This is a genomic window from Coleofasciculus sp. D1-CHI-01 (assembly GCF_040218875.1).
Taxonomy (GTDB): Bacteria; Cyanobacteriota; Cyanobacteriia; order Cyanobacteriales; family Coleofasciculaceae; genus Coleofasciculus.
Genome location: NZ_JAVJQP010000017.1, coordinates 1 through 21,122 on the forward strand (window position 1 = coordinate 1; position 21,122 = coordinate 21,122).

The 21,122-nt window shown below is 45.9% G+C and carries 15 protein-coding genes; 9 read left to right on the forward strand and 6 right to left on the reverse strand.

Annotated elements, in window-relative coordinates:
• Positions 1-639 precede the first annotated feature (639 nt).
• The gene (locus RIB93_RS02975) at positions 640-1,401 is read left to right on the forward strand and encodes a Mut7-C RNAse domain-containing protein (protein ID WP_446370150.1); all 762 of its coding nucleotides are present in this window, start codon (positions 640-642) and stop codon (positions 1,399-1,401) included.
• Between the two features lie 68 nt (positions 1,402-1,469).
• Entirely contained in the window at positions 1,470-1,664 is a 195-nt protein-coding gene (locus RIB93_RS02980; protein WP_446370152.1) for a hypothetical protein, read from the forward strand.
• A 34-nt stretch (positions 1,665-1,698) separates the two neighbouring features.
• Here the strand turns inward: RIB93_RS02980 and RIB93_RS02985 are convergent, their stop codons facing one another.
• Both RIB93_RS02985 and ggt read right to left on the reverse strand, forming a co-directional pair.
• On the reverse strand, positions 1,699-2,931 hold the full coding sequence (locus RIB93_RS02985) for a damage-control phosphatase ARMT1 family protein (RefSeq protein WP_446370154.1): 1,233 nt from the start codon (positions 2,929-2,931) through the stop codon (positions 1,699-1,701).
• A gap of 203 nt (positions 2,932-3,134) precedes the next feature.
• The gene (gene ggt, locus RIB93_RS02990; RefSeq protein WP_446370156.1) at positions 3,135-4,691 is read right to left on the reverse strand and encodes a gamma-glutamyltransferase; all 1,557 of its coding nucleotides are present in this window, start codon (positions 4,689-4,691) and stop codon (positions 3,135-3,137) included.
• Positions 4,692-5,218: 527 nt separating this feature from the next.
• Here ggt and RIB93_RS02995 point away from each other — a divergent pair.
• Positions 5,219-5,464, forward strand: a complete 246-nt coding sequence (locus RIB93_RS02995; RefSeq protein ID WP_446370159.1) for a CPBP family glutamic-type intramembrane protease — start codon at positions 5,219-5,221, stop codon at positions 5,462-5,464.
• On the opposite strand, the gene RIB93_RS03000 is transcribed toward RIB93_RS02995, so the two are convergent.
• Both RIB93_RS03000 and RIB93_RS03005 read right to left on the reverse strand, forming a co-directional pair.
• Positions 5,465-6,136, reverse strand: a complete 672-nt coding sequence (locus RIB93_RS03000) for an HD domain-containing protein (RefSeq protein ID WP_446370161.1) — start codon at positions 6,134-6,136, stop codon at positions 5,465-5,467.
• Positions 6,137-6,387: 251 nt separating this feature from the next.
• On the reverse strand, positions 6,388-7,092 hold the full coding sequence (locus RIB93_RS03005) for a hypothetical protein (protein WP_446370163.1): 705 nt from the start codon (positions 7,090-7,092) through the stop codon (positions 6,388-6,390).
• Between the two features lie 702 nt (positions 7,093-7,794).
• On the opposite strand from RIB93_RS03005, the gene RIB93_RS03010 reads away from it, so the two are divergent.
• The 3 genes from RIB93_RS03010 (at position 7,795) to RIB93_RS03020 (ending at position 16,969) form a co-directional block, all read left to right on the forward strand.
• Positions 7,795-8,565: a nucleoside phosphorylase gene (locus RIB93_RS03010; protein ID WP_446370165.1), complete on the forward strand. Its 771-nt coding sequence runs from the start codon at positions 7,795-7,797 to the stop codon at positions 8,563-8,565.
• A gap of 243 nt (positions 8,566-8,808) precedes the next feature.
• The gene (locus RIB93_RS03015) at positions 8,809-11,238 is read left to right on the forward strand and encodes a hypothetical protein (RefSeq protein WP_446370167.1); all 2,430 of its coding nucleotides are present in this window, start codon (positions 8,809-8,811) and stop codon (positions 11,236-11,238) included.
• 1,102 nt (positions 11,239-12,340) lie between these two features.
• On the forward strand, positions 12,341-16,969 hold the full coding sequence (locus RIB93_RS03020) for a hypothetical protein (protein ID WP_446370169.1): 4,629 nt from the start codon (positions 12,341-12,343) through the stop codon (positions 16,967-16,969).
• 109 nt (positions 16,970-17,078) lie between these two features.
• Here RIB93_RS03020 and RIB93_RS03025 read toward each other — a convergent pair whose 3' ends face one another.
• Entirely contained in the window at positions 17,079-17,588 is a 510-nt protein-coding gene (locus RIB93_RS03025; protein WP_446370171.1) for a hypothetical protein, read from the reverse strand.
• Positions 17,589-17,872: 284 nt separating this feature from the next.
• On the opposite strand from RIB93_RS03025, the gene RIB93_RS03030 reads away from it, so the two are divergent.
• Together RIB93_RS03030 and RIB93_RS03035 are read left to right on the forward strand one after the other, a co-directional pair.
• The gene (locus tag RIB93_RS03030) at positions 17,873-18,274 is read left to right on the forward strand and encodes a fasciclin domain-containing protein (RefSeq protein WP_006098369.1); all 402 of its coding nucleotides are present in this window, start codon (positions 17,873-17,875) and stop codon (positions 18,272-18,274) included.
• Between the two features lie 505 nt (positions 18,275-18,779).
• Positions 18,780-19,103: a hypothetical protein gene (locus tag RIB93_RS03035; RefSeq protein ID WP_446340677.1), complete on the forward strand. Its 324-nt coding sequence runs from the start codon at positions 18,780-18,782 to the stop codon at positions 19,101-19,103.
• Positions 19,104-19,130: 27 nt separating this feature from the next.
• On the opposite strand, the gene ruvB is transcribed toward RIB93_RS03035, so the two are convergent.
• Entirely contained in the window at positions 19,131-20,225 is a 1,095-nt protein-coding gene (gene ruvB / locus RIB93_RS03040) for a Holliday junction branch migration DNA helicase RuvB (RefSeq protein ID WP_446370173.1), read from the reverse strand.
• A gap of 106 nt (positions 20,226-20,331) precedes the next feature.
• Here ruvB and hisF point away from each other — a divergent pair, with 106 nt between their 5' ends.
• Complete coding sequence (gene hisF, locus RIB93_RS03045; RefSeq protein ID WP_446370175.1) at positions 20,332-21,102, forward strand: imidazole glycerol phosphate synthase subunit HisF; 771 nt, start codon at positions 20,332-20,334, stop codon at positions 21,100-21,102.
• The last annotated feature ends 20 nt before the right edge of the window (positions 21,103-21,122 follow it).

The window sequence follows — 21,122 nt, forward strand, 5'->3', positions numbered from 1 at the left end:
CATGGTCGAGCCCGCGCTCAAGTGTCTGCAGTGCCAGGACGCTGGAGCCGAGCACCTTCTTGGCGATCGTCTCGATCGGATCGCTGGGCGAGACATCGCGGTGCACATAGGGAGTACCGGATACGATCGCCTGCCCGGTCATCAGCACGATCTGTAGGGGCGGGTTTGACAGATAACTTATAGCAACAAACCGATAAATTAACTAAACCCGCCCTGTTGTCGGGGTGGCTCACTGGATCAGGGCGGGTTTAGTTACATTGGTGTCAAACCAAAATGATTGTTGTAAAACCCGCCCCTACTGGTGGTTCGGGTTCCGGTGGTCGGGGGGGCTCACGGGATCGGGGCGGGTTTAGTTACATTGGGGTCAAATCAAAAGGATAGTAGTAAAACCCGCCCCTACAGGTGGTTAGGGTTCCGGTTGTCGGGGTTGATCACGCGATCGGGGCGGGTTTAGTTACATTGGGGTCAAACCAAAATGATAGTAGTAAAACCCGCCCCTACAGGTGGTTAGGGTTCCGGTTATCGGGGTTGATCACGGGATCAGGGCGGGTTTAGTTACATTGGGGTCAAACCAAAATGATAGTTGTAAAACCCGCCCCTACAGGTGGTTAGGGTTGGTTTTGAATAAAGGTGATTATTATGGCAACTGCTGAATTGAATTTTCTGGCAGAATTGAATTATTTTTTGCCTCCAAACAAGCGTCATGTTAGCTTTCCTCATGCGTTTAAAGGGCGAACCTCGATTAAGGATATGATTGAATCCTTGGGAGTACCTCATCCGGAAGTGGATGCGATTTTGGTTAATGGAGAATCTGTTGATTTTTCCTATATTGTCCAAGATCGCGATCGCGTCACGGTTTGTCCAATTTCAGTGTTAGATGACATCAATCCTAGCATTCGGGTGAGTACCCCTGAACCCCAGGAGTATCGATTTGTCTTGGATATTCATTTAGGGAAATTAGCCAATGCGTTGCGGTTGTTGGGGTTTGATACGCTTTACCGCAATGACTACGCTGATCCAGAGTTAGCCCAAGTTTCGGCGGATGAGCAACGGATTCTGTTAACTCGCGATACCCGCTTACTGATGCGTTCTCTGGTGAGGTATGGGTATTATGTGCGCTCCAAAAATCCAGATGAACAAATTGTGGAAGTCTTGCGTCGCTTCAATTTATTTGATGCTATTTTACCCTTTCATCGGTGTATCCGCTGTAATGGCGTATTAGAACCTGTTGAAAAAGACGCGATCGCGGATCAGTTACCGGAGAAAACGCGACAATCCATTGATGAATTTCATCGCTGTAAAACCTGTCAGCAGATTTATTGGCAAGGGTCACATTTTGAGCGAATGCAACAGTTTATTGAACAAGTTATTTCTGCACAACCTAAACCTGATAATTTCTGACAACAGATGAAGCTTAAAATATTACCCCATAAGGATTGCTACTGCAAAATTAGTGACTCTTTATTACTATGATTTTTATTAATCCTAAACACGATCAACGTAATGCGATTCGACGGGCATTGAGACAGGGGAAAGAAGAAACCCGTCGAGAAATTGCCAAGCAACTTCTGGATGTGTTAGATGAGGAAACAATTAGTCGGAAAACGGGGTTGAGTTTGGAAGAAGTGCGACCGTTCAAAATCGATGAATTAAATGATGAATAATAATTGGGTTTGTAGTAAGAAGCATCAACCCAACCTACTGGCGTGGGTTAAAAAATTGAATGACGCCCCATTGTCCATTAGTTAACCATTGCGGATCATCTTGATTCAATCGCTTAATTTGATCCGGTTTTAATCCAGCAGCGACTTCAGCTTTGAAGGTGCGTAGGGCGGCAAATGGTGCGGGAAAATAGCAAACAATATCCTTCCATGGCGTCGTATAATCCCATTCGCGATCGCCCAGTAAACGGCGATAATTGGCATCTCCTTTAATCATCACAAGTTGGGATTGATTCAATTCACTGCGCCATCGTTCTGGCATATCCCAAAAGGGAAGAGGTGCTGTCCAATAGGAATCCTCGCAGCAGATTATGTTCCCGTTGTCAATATAATTCTGGAGACGTTTTCCTAAAGATTGGACATCCTGATGGCTATGGTGACAGAGAACGTTGATCGTGTGCTGAACATCCTTAATCATGGCATCAGACACCAATACTGGGTGAGGCTTCAGATGTAAGTAAACAGGTTGAGCAATTCCACTGTTGACGAAAAAGTCAGCTACACATAAATCACAGAACAACTCAAACCCAGCATTATCCACAATTAAATCAATGCGAACGCCCTTAAGGTGAGAAATGTGATCAGCAATTTGGGGTGTATGATCAACTAAAAGATTTGCCTGTTCGCGATAGGCTTCAATATTCATCCGCTGACTTTCTCCCGCGTCAGTGGGGAACAAGCTTAAGTCGATGCGATTCCCCCAAAGGGCAAAATAAAAGAGGGCGATTAAATCGATGTGCTTCCATTGTCCTTGAGCATCAACAAAGGTGTTAATTTTGCCACTCATTGTCTCAATCGCGGACATTACCTTTGCCAAACTGCTGTGTTTTTGCGGTTCAAAGGGATCGACTCGATGCCATTTTCCCGGTTGAAAGTAGTGGGTGGCTTCTAAGATGCGACGGTAGAGATAGACTTCTGCGGGATACCAGGGGATGTCAATCCAGCGCTTTCCCTGGTAGGGTGACATATAGGTATTCCAAGCCTCTAAATCCGGTTGAGTTTCATCCTCAAGCGATCGCACGATTCCGTAAGGCAATTCCTGACGCAGATTCTCTAGATTTTGGGTAATCGAAGCGGGATAATGGTTGGATGCGATCGCACGTTCAATAATCGTCACCCAGCGTTGCGTCAGTGTCTGGTGAGCAAAAGAACCCTCCTCTGACATCATCAGGGGTGGTGGGATGGGGATACAGGGTTTAGTGGGGGACATAATGAGATGAGCGCGATCGCACCGGCTTGTAGTAGGGAACCTTAGTCCTATATTCCGTTACAGATTACCATAGGCGATCGTACAAAATAATTATCCCAGATTCCCCCATCACCGTAATTATGGGTATTCAACCGGACATGATATTACTACGAACCCAAGCTAATCTACCAAATTAGGCGTGCGCCCCTACAGTTGACATACCGCTACAACTTAGCCACCGCACCATCTCGACGGTTGTCGCCAGCACCGACAAGTAAATTATCAGACGTTTTCATCACCGTATGAACCCCGCCAAAAAACAAATTCTTTTCCCGCCAACGCACAACCTGTTGGTTCGTCAATAATGGATGAAGTACTTCCGCTTCCGTTAAACCGGGTTCGACATGAAACCGACCATTTTCTCCATGGGTTCTCGGACTATTCACTGCTTGCTCAACCGTCATATTAAAATCTAAAATATTAGAAATAACCTGTAAAATAGCCGTCCTAATTCGATTAGAACCCCCTGACCCTAAAACAACTTCTGCCTGATTAGGCTGCAAAACAATCGAGGGAGACATCATCGACGAAATCCGCACATTTTTTTGCCACTGATGAAAGCCTTGGGGATTTAAGTCTTCCTCTCCTAACATATTATTCACCATAATCCCTGTCCCCGGAATCACATAACCTGATCCTTCCCCGTTAGATGTGGTAACACTAGCGGCATTGCCTACCTCATCGATGACACTAATATGGGTGGTACTGCCCCATTTATTTACCGTTTCTGCTAAGTCTTGTTGATACTGGGCAATAGAATCGTCAGCTAAAAATTGCTCACCAATATGCTCTTGATACAAATAATTATTCAACCTCGTCTGTCTGGCTGCATTTGTCAACTGCATAACCTGTGCCAAAATTTCTAAATGACGCGCACTGCCAAAGCCCAGATTCGCTAAATCAACGGTAGATAATAATTTTAATGCCCAAGCTATCAATGTTCCACCGGAACTGGGAGGCGGGTTGGTGAATAAGGTATTACCTCGATAATTAACCGTTAAAGGTTGCCGTTCGATCACCCGATAATGCTTTAAATCTTCTAAGGTTAAATATCCGCCAAATTCCTGACAATCGTTGACTAATTGATGAGCAATATCTCCTTGATAAAATTCCCGAACCCCCTTTTTCGCTAAATACGCTAATGTATCGGCAAAGGCGGACATGATTATTGTTCCATTGGGTTCGATAGGTTTCCCGGTGAGAATAAAAACATTTTGTCCGTTTTGATTCGCCATAAGAATTGGCGTCAGAACTGAGGTTAAACAATAGTATTGAAATCGATTTAATTTAACCCCATGTTTCGCGTAGTGAATCGCTGGTTCGGCTATAACGTGGAAGGGTAAACTACCCAATCGTTGGTGAACGTGAAACACGCCCGCCATATTTCCGGGAACCGCCATAGAACCCAGCCCAATATGAAACTCTTGGATAGCACCCCCAAAATTAACATCAACGGGATAAAAATTAATTTCATCCTCAGGACGTTTTTGACGTGGGGTTTGGCTAAAAAAATCAAAGAGAATATTGTGATTCGTTTGGGTATGGGCTAAGAGGAAACCACCTCCCGCTGCTGAGGTGAGTCCCGGTTCCGTGACAAAGGAGGCAAGAATCGCTGCAACCGCCGCATCAAACGCATTACCACCAAGGCGAAACATTTCCCTACCCGCCTCAGCCGTTTTGTCATGTCCAGCCGCGATCGCGCCGCGTGTTTTTTGTGTCATAACGGTTAATGTCTAGTCCGAATAACCACCAGAAGCTTTTGAGTTATAGCAGTTATTCACATCATCATAACTAGCATCAGGATCAGCATAGGGTTGTGACAGTTACCAAATTGTCTGGTTTTTCAGCCATCAGAGTGAGGGTTCGAGTGGCTTGTAGTAACCGCTTTAGCGGTTCTAAGGTTAGACAGTCTCCCTGAGAGGAGAAATAGATTCAGTCGCCATTGACAACTTATAAAAGTGGCACATACCTTTGCGCGTGAATTCCATTCAAACGTTTAGCGTTGAATACAACATAAACTTAGCGCCACAGAGGGTCAAATGCTAACTACTCATCCCCGTAAAAAAGCATTTTTTGCGTTGCTACTGCTTGTATCTGCTGCCAGCCTAGGGATAACCATGGCATTATATATTGCACCAGGCTCTCTAGGACAGATGATATTTTCCCTGTGCAAAGTCTGGTTATTGGCACTCCCCCTAGTCTGGTTTATTTGGGTGGATCATGGCAAATTTAGACTATCCCTGAGGTATTGGTATCTGGGACAAAAGCCGTATTCTTGGCGGCGATGCTATTCACTCTCCATCACATTATTGCCTTAGCCGCTTATACTGCTGATTGGGGCGTCGTCCTATTAGGTTCCTTGGGCGTATTCATCGCTGGGGCAGTATGGTCATGGTGTTATCTCACCTATCGTACCTTATGGTCAAGTTACATCAGCCACATTCTGGCAGATTTAGCGATCGCAATTGTGGGTTGGCATCTGCTGTTTGGGTAGCTACGATGATAACAATGAGATTTCTAACTGTAAATTCTGCCTAGCGCGTTCCTCGAATTGATTGAACATCGGATTCGTTAAATAGAGTCGTTCCCGTTGGCAAAAGTTCTGTAAAATCTGTTTTCGTTTTGGACGATAAATTTGATCGGGAATCCAGGAATATTCTTGTCGAATAGCGTAAGCATAACTATAATAGTCTAACTCGGCTGCACCCAGAATGGCTAAATCAGCATCTAAGAGAATTTGGCAGTCCAGTTCATTCGCTGAAGCTTGATGAGTTTTCGTTTGCAAAATTAGAGTTTTGATTCGCCTTATTGGTGCAATTGGCAGTTTTAATTGGCTTAATGCCAATTCTGCGTAATTAGCGCTTTTTTCTTCATTGTCGTCTGACTTTGGGTGATAAATGATATCGTGAAACATAGCCGCAACACGAATGATCGAGAAATCCAGGGTAGTAAGTTGGGGTGCGAGCCTATGTTGACGGATGTCTTCAATCGTTGTTAAAACTTGTTGAACATGGTTGAGGTTGTGATAGAATCGTTTAGGATTAGAATAAGCAGCAACTAATTCAATAAATACGTTCTGGCTAAGGTGGGGATTAACTTGAAACGGTTTCATCGCTCTATCCCATTGAGATTTTAAAGCATGAATTGAGCCGGTAAAATGCTGCATAAATAGTGTTACTCTAACTTTTTAGACCAGAAGCACAGGAGTTACGATGAACAGATATCTGGATCAAATCTTGAAGCGGCGTCGCTGGTTACTGCTGAGTCTGTTTGTCGCTCTAGCTATTCTCACCTATTTTAGTCAACACGTTTAACAGAACTATTTCCTTTGTCTCTCTTGTCCCTTCTCAGAACGACTTTGGCAATGTAAGGGATGCACCCATTCCTTATTTTATTGCCTATTGCCGTGACCACTACTTATCGAGTTTGGCGCTTCCGCAGAGAAGGTCTACCCAAAACAGCCATCATCAGTAGACCTAACACTGAAGTAGATTCAGGAACAGGTTGAGGATCTGAGGATTCAAACTGATGGGGGATCTGATCATTCGCTAGAGTTTCAGATTCCAACGCTGGAGTTTCGGATTCCAAGCGGCGAGCAACCTCAAAATTCGCTCCAGTTTCCGGCTTGGTGGCTAGAAGAGTGCTGAAGAGTAATTCTCCCTGTTGTAGATTTGCTGTCGATTTTCCTGACCAGAAAAGTGAATCATCAACTCCAGTCGGTGTCCAGTCTGCTAAGACACTACCGTTAGGATAATTCTCATCTCTACCATATAGAGTTACGCCATTATGACTTCCCGTTGTGGTTTTGAAGCTAGAAATCCAGGGTGAAGAGTTGGCTAGATCCCCTATCCAATCGGTCAATGGACTGGATGAACCAGAAGGAGCATCTCCCAATACAATCCAACGCCATGATTGCTCAGGTTCATAGCTGCCATCATTGTTATCAACGGAAAGCTCAAAGTCATACTTGAACCATCCTTCATCTTCAGCTTCAACCGTATAATCCAACCGCAGAGGTGTGGCTTGGACACTAGAAGAAGTAAGACTAACGACTCCCAATGTCATTAAAGTGGCGCTAGCAGTAGCCATCGATAAAGTTTTCAGGACAGTTGCAGTGAACATGGTTGCTGGAAACTAAAGGTTTACAAGGACTCTTGTTGGAAGGGAGCCAGCTTGGGAAAGCTGAACTGGATACAAAATAGATGGCTTACATCAGATGAACTTTTCTGGCTTTATGTACGTCAATATTTGTATTTATCGATTAATTTAATCGTGTCATATACGTAGTTATACCGTCTACTTAAACTACGCAACTTTGCTAAATCTTTTAGGTTTATAGCTAAACATCTTGAGTGCTTTAAGCGCTGTGTTTCTTGCTATAGGGTTATTACAGCCGTTTTTGCTGATTTAATTTTATGTTTTTTTTATAAAGACAAAAGCAAAAAAATAGAATTATGAATTTATGAAAAGTTTATGTAATTGATAAAGTCTTTATGAAGACTTAACACAACGCTCACAATTGAAAAACAGCCTAGATTTCATTGAATAATGAAAATTAGGGGAACAGGTTCTTCATCAAAACTTTGTAAAGTGCAATTATTTTTTATCCGAAGAAAATTTAAGTGAAGTTAAGCGTTCTATTTTTGGCGCAACGCAGCAGGTCTTGTAGCTGATTAAATAGAAACAGCGAACCTATTCAACATGACCCGCTCCTCTATGTAGATACTGCTGGCGAATTGGAAAAACCTAACCCCCCCTGCTCCCCCAGCTCCCTCTGCTCCCCCAGCTCCCTCTGCTCACCACAACACTTATTCAGCAAGCCCTATGTATCACCTTGGCTTTGGGCAAGATGACCTCGGTTCACCGCCGCCTACCCTGACGCTGTTATCCGGTGATCCGCAACGCGCTTCTCAGATTGCTCAAGACTATTTGCAGGATGGGCGTCTGCTCTCGGAAAATCGGGGATTAAACAGTTATTTGGGCAAATTGTCCAATAATCGCCCAATTTTATCGGCGACGAGTGGCATGGGCGCACCGTCTCTGAGTATTGTGGTGAATGAGTTGGTGCAATTGGGGATTGAGACAATTATTCGCGTGGGGACTTGTGGCTCGATTCAAGAGTATGTTCCGGTGGGTAGTCTAGTGATTACTCGTGCGGCATTATGTCGCCAAGGTGCAGCTAATGATATTGCCCCAATTGAATATCCGGCGGCGGCTGATCCGTTTCTCACGGTGGCATTAGTTGAGGCGGCGCGGGAGTTAGGGATTGAGCATTATCTGGGGATTACCGCGTCGGTGGATACGTTTTATGAAGGGCAAGAACGTATCGATTCGGCGAATCCTTATTTAAGGCGTCGGCTTCAAGGCATTACTCAAGAATATCGTCGTTTGAATGTTCTCAACTATGAGATGGAATGCGGCACATTATTGAAAATGGCAGGGGTGTATGGATTTGCCGCCGCTTGTGTCTGTGGTGTTATTGCCCAGCGAACGGCGGGAGAGGGGGTGATTGTCGGGGAGAAAGAGGTAGCTGTGCAGCGTGCGATCGCGGTAGCAGTACGTGCAGCCGAAAATGTTGACAATAGGGCTTGCTGAATAAGTGTGGGTAGGGAACAGGGAACTGGCAACAGGGAACAGGGAATGGACAACACCTCACGGGGTGACAAGCTAGCTGAAGTTTTGAGCCATCCTGCTTTTAGCCCATTTCGTTTTTGTCACCATGAGATTCGATAACGCCAACGGGTGTTTTCTGGAGACGCGATCGCACGTTGGCATGACTCAAGCATACCGCCGTTTGAACAGTCGAGGGCGATGAGATGAAATCAGCAAGAGGTAGCTGTGCCGTCTGCGATCGCTTTTGCCTACACTGGAGAGATTAGTATAATTTCTGGCGGCAAAATTCCCAGGATGTTAAAGACTTTTAATCAAACCAAAACCTTTTATCCCTTTTTCCTATTCCTATTTACCTTATTCCTAACGCTCTCACTTGCTCTCCCTTGGGTTAGCGCTCAAGAACCGTCCAAGCCTAAGGCACAACCCTGGCATATTGATGGGATAATCGCTGCCCTCGACGATGGGCATGACAAAGTTAAAGACTATGCATTCTGGCAATTAATTCGATATGAGCCACAGGACTTACAAGCTGTCATTGAAAAACCAGATGATGAGGATATTGCTGAGAAAGCTGCCAACATCCTTCAGGATAAAACCGTTGATTCACACATTCGTCACCTGATGGTTTATGCATTAGTCAATCTGGGGGGAACGGGTGTCAACTATATCCCTGATATGCTCAACTTTCTCCAGGATGAAACCGTTGACTTATGGGTTCGTCGTTCGGCGGCTGATGCATTAGTCAATCTGGGGGAAGCGGGTGTCAACTATATCCCTGATATGCTCAACTTCCTCCAGGATGAAACCGTTGACGGGTTGGTTCGTGGCTCGGCGGCTGATGCATTAGTTAGACTCGGAGAAGCGGGCGCTATATACGCTCCTGAGATTGCCAACATCGTTCAGGATGAAACCGTTGACGAGTGGGTTCGTGGCTCGGCGGCTGATGTATTAGGCAATCTGGGAGAAGCTGGGGCTATATATGCCCCTGAGATTGCCAACATCGTTCAGGATGAAACCGCTGATTCAGGAGTTCGTAGTCGGGCGGCTAATGCATTAGTCAGACTGGGAGAAGTTGGGGTTGTATACATCCCGGACATTCTTAACTTCCTCCAGGATGAAACCGTTGATTCACTAGATCGAAGCTCGACGACTTATGCCTTGGCTTATGCCTTGGCTTATGCATTAAGGAATATGGGAGAAGCTGGGTTGGCATACATCCCTGAGATTTTCAAGGTTCTCAAGGATGAAACAGTTGATTCACTAGTTCGTAGCTGGGCGGTTGAGCAATTAGGTAAACTGGGCGAGACTGGCGCTGTATACATCCCAGAGATTCTCAACATCTTTAAGGATGAAACCGTTGATTTACGAGTTCGTGAATCGGCGGCTGATGCATTAAGGGATATGGGGAAAGTCGGCGCTGCCTACGCTCCTGATATTCTCAACATCTTTAAGGATGAAACCGCTGATGCAAAAGTTCGTGGCTTGGCGGCTGAGGTATTAGGCAAACTGGGGAAAGCTGGTGCTGCTTACGCCCCTGAACTTGTCAACATTCTCCAAGACAAAACCATTGACGCACAACTTCGCGAATCGTCGGCTTATGCATTAGGTGAACTGGGAAAATCCGGCGCTGCTTACGCCCCTGATATTGCCCAAATAGTCCAGAATGAGACCGTTAACTTGTGGATTCGTTCTTCGGCAGTTAAGGCATTAGGTAAACTAGGAAAAGCTGGCGCTGTATATATCCCGAAAATTCTTAACATTATCCAGGATCAAACTATTGATTCACACATTCGTAAATCGGCGGCTCAGGCATTAGGCAATCTGGGGGAAGCTAGCGCTCCATACATCCCGGAAATTCTCAAATTCCTCCAGGATGACACCGTTTCTTCAGATTATCGTGGCTCGGCAGTTGTTGCATTAATCAAACTGGGGAAAACTAGCATTCCATACATTCCTAAAATTTTCAACTTCCTCCAGGAAGACACCGTTGATCCAAGACTTAGTGGCTTCTTGGTGAGTGAGGTATTAGACAAACTGGGGGAAGATAGCGCTCAATACATTCCTGAAATTTTCAATTTCCTCAAGAATGAAACTGTTGATTATGATGTTCGTCGCTTCTTGGCGGTTGAGGCATTAGGTAAACTGGGTAAAGCTGGCGATCAATACATCCCGGAAATTCTTAGCTTCCTTCAGGATGAAACCGTTGACTCATACATTCGTAACTGGGTAGCTCTGGCATTAATTAATATCCGCAAACTGGAGTTAACTGAAATTTTTTTTATTTTGAATAATGTCTATGAACCTAATCAACCAGATTTTGAACAATGGCGGTTTGCCACCTATTTATTGAGTGGGGGTACTGATGAAGTAAAAATCCTGCTGAAATGGCTAGGCTATCCTCAATCAACTCCCACTGCACTCAACTACGAAGAGGGCAAAAAAACACTGGAACTGTTTCTCCAAGTCTGGGAAAATGCTCAGGATTTGCCACGACTACAAAAGGACTTAGCCGAAAAGATAGCTGTAGTTACATCCTTAGTTTCTTGGAAACCCCAGGATATTGATTTACTGCGACGCCACTACAATAACCTCAAAGCCGGAAACTTCTCTCAAGCTGATACTTTTGAGTCAGTTATTCTCAACCTGAAACGATAAGATGAGGCTCAAACCGTTAAGCTAAAAGCTGACATTCATCTCAAGTTGAGGAACTGTCTCTTGTCGGTGCTAATATAAATAAAACTTTTAGTTTCGAGGTTTAAGTTTTAATATTGTAAAGACAAGGGGACTTGGGGCGGGCAGAAAACGTCACCGATGAATCCTGATTTGACCTGGGTTTGAGGTTGTAGTATTCTATGATTTAAATAGTATATTTTGGTCATATTACGGTCAATTTTAAATAAAAAACGCTTCAACGCCTGAATTCGGCGTTATTTTATTCGGGCTAGCGTCGGAAAAATTCCAATAATACAAGTATGCTGCATCACCCAATTGTCTGGACTCACTCCGAGGCTGATTTGACAAAAAAACAGTTTAATGCATCTAGTGCCTAGTTAGGGTTTGCTGCAGGGAGTTTTGTGGTAAGGGTAGGTATTCGGTGTTAGGTGTTAGGTGTTATAAGCTGTTCGGCATTTAAACCATAATGTCAATAATGGAGAAATCCTTGCCGTAGTAGTGCGAGCATCTTGCTCGCTACCCATTCGCATCTTGCTCGCTACCCATTCGCATCTTGCTCGCTACCCATTCGCATCTTGCTCGCTACCCATTCGCATCTTGCTCGCTACCCATTCGCATCTTGCTCGCTACTCATTCGCATCTTGCTCGCTACCCATTCGCAATTTAAATGCATGACAGCTTACCAAGTTGCGTTCTAACGTGTCTAGGAAGAGCGAAGCTTAAGGCTGGTGGGCATTGCCCACCCTACGGTATATCAAGGGTTTCGGCGAATCATTTCCGGGTCAATTCCCAAGGCTTGAAGTTGTTCTGGAGTGAGGGATTGAAGCTGCTGTGCTAACTGCTGTCGTTTCTGTCGCTCTTGTTCCAACTCCTGCAGCGCTTGCTGCTTCTCTAGTGCAAGAAGGCAGAAATAACTGAACAGCTAATATCTCCCCCCGCTTCCCTTAACCGAACAGGATTGATCTGACGTCCTCCTCCCTCATCGGGATTTTAGTATAAAATGTTACTCAACTCGTTTCCCCTACTTTCTCCATTAGACGAAAATAAGAGAATAGGGATATAAGAGAAGAACGGGAACTCTTGAATGTACATCTATCGCACCTCTGGGTTTAATGAGAAAGCAGAACGCTATGGAATTCGCGATCGCATCGATGATCTGTGTACTCAACTGCAAACTCAACGACTCGATCAAGTGCAATCCCGGTTTGAGCGAGTTTATCCTTATCTGAAGCGCCGCATCCTCAACCGCCGCCTGATTGGTCGTATCCTGCATCTGGATAATCAGCAACTCTTGTGCTTCGTTGATATCTTTAAACGGGGTGATCACGACTATGAACAGTTTCTCGAATCCCCCCTTGATTATGGTCGCACCCATCTGGAATCCCAACTCGACTTGCAACAGATTCGCGATTGGCTAACCCAAGCCCAATCTCAGCAACAGGCGGTTGCACCCTTACCCCCACTCCCACAACGCTTGCGCCCTTGGCTTGAACCGCCGGGATGGGAACGGGATATTGTCCCCGATGATTGGGTGATCTATGAGAGTGAAGAATGGGTGAGACAGTTTACCACGGTGAAACGGCAACAAGCGTGGAAAACCTATTATCAGATTATTTCCCAGATTAATACCAATACGGCTACATCTACAGGAAATGGCAATGGTAATCGTACCGCCATCCCAACCGATAGCTTCGCCGAAACCCTGATCGTTTCCCGTAAACCCCAGCTTCCCGAAAATGTTAACCTGTGGGGGGAAAACAATTGTTATGTCCTCTACAGCCAGATTGAAACCACCGACGCCAGTGTTCGCGGTGTCCTATTTCTCTTAGCCGCCTTTGATCATCCCCCCTCCAGCGCCGAGATTCGGGAAGTGGGAGTGCGAACCACCCTATTTAATGGTGCAAACAGCCCCAACCGCTTATCCCAACCTCTAACCATCCACGAATTAACCCCCTTCGCCCGTCGTTCCTATCCCGCTTACCTCTTAGCCGATGACGAAAGTTGGCTGGCAATTGAACGGGGGAGAGAGGCAAATCTCGCCCTTTCCCCAGAAGAAGAGGAGATTCTCCAATCGGTGTCTTGCGCTACCCCCGAAACCGACTCACTCCCCCTCTTTATTAATGGACGGGCGGGTAGTGGCAAGTCCACGATGCTAATTTATCTGTTTGCCGACTACTGCTACCGTAAATATTACACCCCCCAAGGACATCGCCGTCCCGAACCGCTTCCGGGTAAACCCCTGTTTCTTACCTACAATGAACGGTTATTAGACATTGCCAGAGATGGAGTCAACCGACTCCTGCGTTCCCACCACCGCTTTGTCGCTGAACGCAGTCCCGGCGATCACATTCCCAATTGCGATCGCTATTTTCAACCCTTCGGTAAATTTCTGTTAAGCTTACTCCCCCCCCAGGAACGAGAACGGTTTAATCCAGACCACTATATTTCCTTCCATCGGTTCAAACAACTGTATCAGGGAACCAGTCTCGAACCCGCCCTTGCCAAACTGATCTTGCATCTTCCCCAATCCCGCCACTATTCCCCAGAAATTTGTTGGCACATTATCCGCAGTTTTATCAAAGGCTATGGTCAATCGGACGACATGACACCGGACGACTATCAGCAGGACGTTCCCCGCAAAGAACGCACGATTGATGGGGAGAAATTTCAGGGAATATATGAGACCATTTGGCAACATTGGTATCAGTATCTAACCACTGAACTGGGATATTGGGATGACCAAGATTTAATTGCCAGAGTCTTGGAATTGAAGTGTTATCATCCCCACTATACCGCTATCTTTTGCGATGAAGCCCAAGACTTTACTCGCCTAGAGTTACAGCTAATTATGCGGTTGTCTCTGTTTTCCCAGTACCATTTGGGATACCAACCGATTCCGAGTTTACCCTTTGCCTTTGCGGGTGATCCGTTTCAAACCTTAAACCCCACCGGATTCCATTGGTCTAGCACCCAAGCCGCGTTTAATGCCGAAGTGATTACCGCCCTTGATCCGGCGGATCAGTTAAAGTTGACGGTTAATTTTCAGGAATTATCTTATAATTATCGGTCGAGTCTATCTATTGTTCAATTCACCAATTTAATTCAGCTTTGGCGTCACGTTCTGTTTGAGATTCCCGAACTCCAACCCCAAACCGCATGGCATCCAGGTGATTTCCCTGAACCGCAACTGTTTATTCTCAATCAGACTATTAGTGCCGAGGAATTAATCACTTATATCAAAGATACGATTATCATTGTTCCCTGTGAGGAAGGGGAGGAATTGGCGTATGCCCAAACCGATGAAGTATTATCTCAAATCTTTGGGCAGTTGGATCAGAGGGAACAGGGAACAGGGAACAGGGAACAGGAAAGTTCTAGGGAACAGGGAACAGGGAACAGGGAACCGGGAACAGAGGAGATGAGGGAATTAACTCAACACTCCACACTATCCCCAGAACCCTTAAAAAATGTTTTAAGCGCTATTACTGCCAAGGGATTGGAATTTAAACGGGTAATTTTGTATAAATTTGGTGAAGAGTGTAGCGATAATGTCTGGAACCTACAAGGCGTTGATCAAAAAGTTAAGGTTGAATACTTTTTCAATAAACTCTACGTCGCCGCTAGTCGGGCAACGGATTATTTATTTATTGTCGATTCAGACACAGGAAACCGTCAACTGTGGAACTATGCCAGTGATGAAGCTTTGTTACAGGCAATGTTAGGACATGCTAAACAGAAAGCCTGTTGGCAAGATAATGTGAAAACCCTAGCACCGGGTATGCCGAATATGGTAGAGACAATGCGTGAGGATGACCCGGGTGCGATCGCGCAAGAATTTCAGCTTAAAGGATTACACGCAGAGAATCCCAGTTTACTACGCCGAGCCAAACAATTCTATCGGGATTTAGGGGATATCACTCAAGCCAACTCTTGTCAGGCGTGGGCGCTGAAGTTTGAGAGGCAGTATCGAGACGCGGGTCATTGTTTCCTGGAGTTAGGGGAATCGGATCAGGCGTGGGATTGCTTCTGGCAGGGGCTATGCTGGTCAGAATTGGTGGCTTGGTATGATTCGCACCCCCACCATCAATCAGCGCCTGAGGGCATTCTGGCGCGGTTTATGGTGACACCTGCTGATGATTTAGCCGCGCTGAATAGTTTTACTCGGTATATTATCAGTCATGAATCATGGGTTATTCAGGGAAATCAACAGGTTAATCAGCAAAAACAATGGCAGCAAGGAATTAAGGACTATGCCCGTCGCATTGAAATAATTTCCAATGATTCCTCAATACCCTCATCACAATGGCAGCAGTTTGGCGAAGCTTTAGCTATCTTAACCTCAATGGGTTATCCAGAACTAAAGGTGCAAGCAGGAACCTGTTTTTATCGCGCCCAAAATTATGATCAAGCGATACAGTATTGGGACGAAAGTAATGCAACTCAAACCCCAGACTATCATCGGGCAAAAGCCTTTACTGTCGGTATGCCAGAGGGATTAGCGCATTTGGCAAAAGCAGGGGAAGCTGATCAGATTATCCACCAATGGCGGCAAGCTAGCAAACCGCGCGATCGCAAATGGCTGCGCTATGTCGCCCAGGCGTTAGAAACGAAGCAGGAATACCAACAAGCCTGCGTGGTTTATGTGGGGTTGGATGACTTAGCCAAAGTCAAAGACTGTTTTCGACTGGCGACGCGGGATGGGATCAGAATCAAGCTACTACGGCTACTGTTCCGTTATTTCTTCCGCCAGAAATACTGGCAAGACGCCCTGGAATTGCTAGAAACCAATTTACCCAATGTCATTGGTTCAACCCAGGAAAAAGCCGCGTTAAATTTCGACATTGTTTATGAACTAGCAGGTTCAGAATTAATCCCCCAAAACTTGAGCAAAGAGCAACGCCAACACTATGAACAATTTATGAAAGAGGAGGTTTTATCCAATTCCGACTGGCAAGATTACCTGTTGATGCCACAGATAGGAATTGCTCTGGAAAAAATTGGAATATTGGTAGAAACATTAGCATTCTACGAGCAATTTGTCAATGACACTAACCTACAACAGCGTCAATTTGCCCGAGAACGTTGGATAGGGACGAAGAAAAAACAAGTGGATTATGTGACGAATCAGGGAAAGCTGAGGAAAGCAGCAAAATTGCAGTCAAATTTGATTAAAAAAGCACAGCAGTGGGTAATTAATCCCGATGGTATCTCTGTGATTCCCCCATTAGCGCCAAGAGAACGTCCTTTGAGAGATAAGGGAGTTAACTCAAAACCTAGTCAGGGCGGGTTTGGCACAAAGGTTACTATCAATAGCGAAAAGAAAGTTTCATTACCCGCCCCTACACACTCAATACTTCCCCAATCCCCTAAAACTGAGCAACTCACAATTACTGGATTCCCCCCGGAAATAAGAGTAGAGGAATTCGAGAATGGGGTAATCGGATTCACGGTGCGTCACTTGGCAATTAAGGTAATGAAATCAATCCATCACATCTTAATTACTGATATTCTCAGTAATCGAGAGGTACGTGTGGATTGGGAAAAATGCCAGGTAAATTTAGGAGACGCGACGGTGGAAGCTAGGGAGAGTCAACAGTTATCCTTTACGCTGGTTGCCAGTGGTTATCGGGGTGTTCTATTCTGTAATCAGCCAGAACCGCGACTGGAATTGGAGATTCAGGGGTGTGAGGATCGGATGGCGATCGGTTTGTAGTCAGCACTTTAGTGCTGGAAAATAGAGCATCTGAAGCCACTAAAGTGGCTACTACAAACGGACTGGGTTATAACGGGGGTAACAAATTAGCGGCAATTTTTGTGTCTGATTAAAATTGCAACCCCACGCCACCCTGCACCGAAACCGCTGTTCCGCCTCCGTTACGATAGGCATCAAAGGCAATAATCGCATTCCCAAAAAGCACTGTACTGCCCCCAGGAACAACATAATCAATCCCCGGTTGCAAAGCAAAGCTAGTTTTATCTCCCACCGGCGAGGGCGTATCACCACTGGCAAATGCCGCACCCGCCCCCAGATAAACATCTGTTTGCCAGTTGAGGGGAAAATCATAAGAAATGGTTGGCACCACCGCCGTACCTGCACCAATCAAGGCTTGGGCTCGCAGAGAGACAGGAAGTTCTAAGAGTTTGTACCGTGCCGCCAAAACTCCCCCAAATTGCCGCCCTTCACCGCGATCATCTTCTTCAATACCGAATGTACCACCAACTCCCACATAACTGCCGTAAGCGGCTTGAGCTGATGCTGATGTGGGCATAAAAGCAACACTCGTAAATACCGCTGTGGCAAGGGTTACGCTGATGCCAATCAAATGTCGCATATTCGGACTCCTCAGTACTGATGTCGCTGATTTTAGCTTGTGATCTACCTGACTTTCCATGGGGTGTCTTGAAACGCGAGCAAATCAAGGAGATTAAGGACTCTGGTTCAAGCGTTTGAATCACTTAAAACCCCACTAGGAGCCTATTAGGGAAAGTCGGGGGGGCTTTGATTCATTGGGGTGAGAGAAAAAACGAGAGTCGTAAAACCCGCTCTTATATCAGGTATATGGGAGAATGAAAAAATCCGAGAAGAGATTATTTTGCAGAGGATGAGTTAACATCAATGCCTGATATTGTCGATATTGCCGTTAGTGCGGATTCATTTCAAACCCTGGTAGCTGCTGTACAAGCGGCTGGTTTAGTGGACACTCTCAAAAGTCCTGGTCCTTTTACGGTTTTTGCACCCAATGATGCCGCTTTTGCTAAGTTGCCACCAGGAACCATACAAACGTTGCTCCAGAATATTCCCCAGCTTACGCGAATTCTGACATATCATGTCGTTTCCGGGAAATTGACTCAAGCTGATTTAGCCAAGGTCGATTCGGTAACTTCTGTTGAGGGTTCGTCTATCCGAATTGACTGTTCTGATGGTTTTGAAGTCAAAAATGCCACAGTTGTTGCCCCTGACATCGAAGCAGATAATGGTATTATCCATGTTATTGACACGGTAATTCTCATGGGGTGAAGTCACCATCAAAAGGAGGATCAGACCCCATTGAGTAAAGGGCGACCCGACCCGATTGAGTGGGCGGGTGTTGTTAATTGATGTAAGCGGGTCGCCCCTACAGGTTGTTAATTGATGTCCTATCGAATCAGGTTGATTGCACACAGAGGTAATCACCTCATAATGAGAGTTACAGCCATGTTTCGTGAGGTTGTTTAACCCGATTTGATGTCAGATTTAAATTTCAGGTGGGCAGTATTCAATTGACTATGTTAACCTGTTGATTTTGATGCTAGTTTAGAGTATTGAGCGCCTGTAAATCCGGCAACGTCCGAAGATATTGAGAAAAGATATTGAGAAAAATTCTATTTTGGCAGCAGCCTGTTGAATTATACCAGAATTTTGTGGACTAGACGACCCCCACGTTTCATTGGCGAAATGAAAATAAAAGTTAACCGTCATCCGGATTGTGCCGTTTCCCTAATGAAGACAAAAGGAAAGCCAAACTTGTAAGGTTGAAGCAGTCATGACAATGAAGAATGGTCAATGCCACTCCTGTGGATCTTATCAGATCAGAAGTAACAAAAACCGAAAATTTCCCGCACTGAATACGATGACGCTAGGATTAGGAAACTCCAGCGCTCGTTATGCTTCACTGGATACCTATGTTTGTGTCAATTGTGGCTATGTTGAAAGCTACGTGGCTTCGGCGGACGATCTAAACTACATTCAAGAGAACTGGGCAAAAGTTGAAGCGCCGTGTGAGAATGGAAAGCGATCGCCCAAAAAAGTTGAATCGCTTCCTTCTAGAGCGCACGAGGAGTTCAAGCGCCGAGCCATGCACGGTTAATCCTGTAGATGGCATAATTTGAGGATATCATTCTTGCCAATACCCTAGATGCTTACGAGCCGCGTCTGTAGCAACCCGCCCGCGAGGGGTTCGATGTAAGTAACCAATCTGTAATAAATACGGTTCATACACTTCCTCAATGGTTTGAGCATCTTCTCCAGTGGCGGCGGCTACGGCTTCTAAACCCACGGGTCCTCCCTGGAATTGTTCAATCATCACACTTAACACTAGCCGATCCGTCCAATCCAAACCCGCCGGATCAACATTAAAGACTTCCAAGGCTTCGGCGGCGACGTCTGGGTTAATCACACCCATCTTTTTCACCTGAGCATAATCCCGCACTCGCCTCAGTAAACGATTGGCGATGCGGGGAGTTCCCCGCGAACGACGGGCAATTTCTATCGCCCCTTCTTCGCTCATCGGCGTTTGTAATAATTGGGCGGTGCGTTGCACAATTAGACTCAATTCCTCGGGTTCGTAGAATCGTAAGCGCTGGATCAACCCGAAGCGATCGCGTAACGGGGAGGTGAGTGATCCTACCCGTGTCGTCGCGCCCACCAGGGTAAACTGAGGTAAAGGAATACTCCGAGTTCGCGCTGATTGCCCTTTGCCAATCGTAATATCTAACCGATAATCCTCCATCGCCGGATACAACAGTTCCTCACTCATACGTGTGAGGCGATGAATTTCATCGATAAACAAAATATCCCCCGGTTTCAGATTCACTAAAATCCCCACAATATCCCGAGGTCGTTCCAAAGCCGGAGCCGCTGTAATTTTACAATTCGTCCCCATCTCCGTCGCCAAAATTAGCGACATCGTGGTTTTCCCCAATCCTGGCGGTCCATACAAGAGCAAATGATCTAAAGCCTCATTTCGCGCCTTCGCCGCCGCGATCGCGATTTCTAAAACATCTTTGAGTTCTTTTTGCCCAATATAGTCGGCTAACCGATGGGGACGAATCCCTTCCTCTTGGTTCTCCGTTTCCTCGGCTGTCGCTGTCGCCAGTAACAAGTCTGTTTCCAGATCCTGCTGACGTTTCTTACGGCGACCCTTTTTTTTCTGACGGGATTGGGGTTGTGGGTCGGGTTCTTGAGATTGTCGAAAGGAGGTTATAGCCATGATTTCAGCCTATCATTTCGTCGGCGACCAAGACACTCAGGCGCAAAAGGTTTAGATTAGTTAAGGAACTCAGTATTCTCCCATCACACAGCGTAAGACATCTGACATGCTAGCTAAACGAATCTTACCGTGCCTGGATGTAAAGGCGGGGCGGGTAGTCAAGGGTATCAACTTTGTAAATTTGCAAGATGCGGGTGATCCGGTGGAATTGGCACAAGCTTACAATCAAGCCGGTGCCGATGAACTGGTGTTTTTGGATATCACTGCCACTCATGAAGACCGGGATATTATTATCGATGTTGTCTACCGTACCGCAGAACAGGTGTTTATTCCCTTAACCGTTGGCGGCGGTATCCAATCCTTAGAGACTGTTAAGTTATTGTTAAGGGCGGGTGCCGATAAAGTCAGTATTAATTCGGCGGCTGTCCGTAATCCAGATTTTATCAATCAAGCCAGCGATCGCTTTGGCAATCAATGTATTGTGGTGGCGATAGATGCCCGTCGCCGTGTAGATCCCAGCCATCCGGGTTGGGATGTTTTCGTGCGCGGCGGACGAGAAAATACCGGACTGGATGCGATCGCCTGGGCAAAAGAAGTCGAACGACGCGGTGCGGGAGAATTACTGGTGACCAGTATGGATGCGGATGGAACTCAAGCTGGGTATGACTTAGAGCTAACCCGCACCATTGCCGACCAGGTGGAAATTCCGGTGATTGCCTCAGGGGGTGCGGGAACCTGTGATCACATTTATCAAGCCCTGAGTGAGGGGAAAGCCGAAGCCGCCCTCTTAGCCTCTCTACTGCATTACGGGCAACTTAGCGTATCGGAAATTAAGCACTATTTGCAGGATCATCAGGTTCCCGTCCGGATGTCATGAGGGTTCTCAAATCCTTGCCG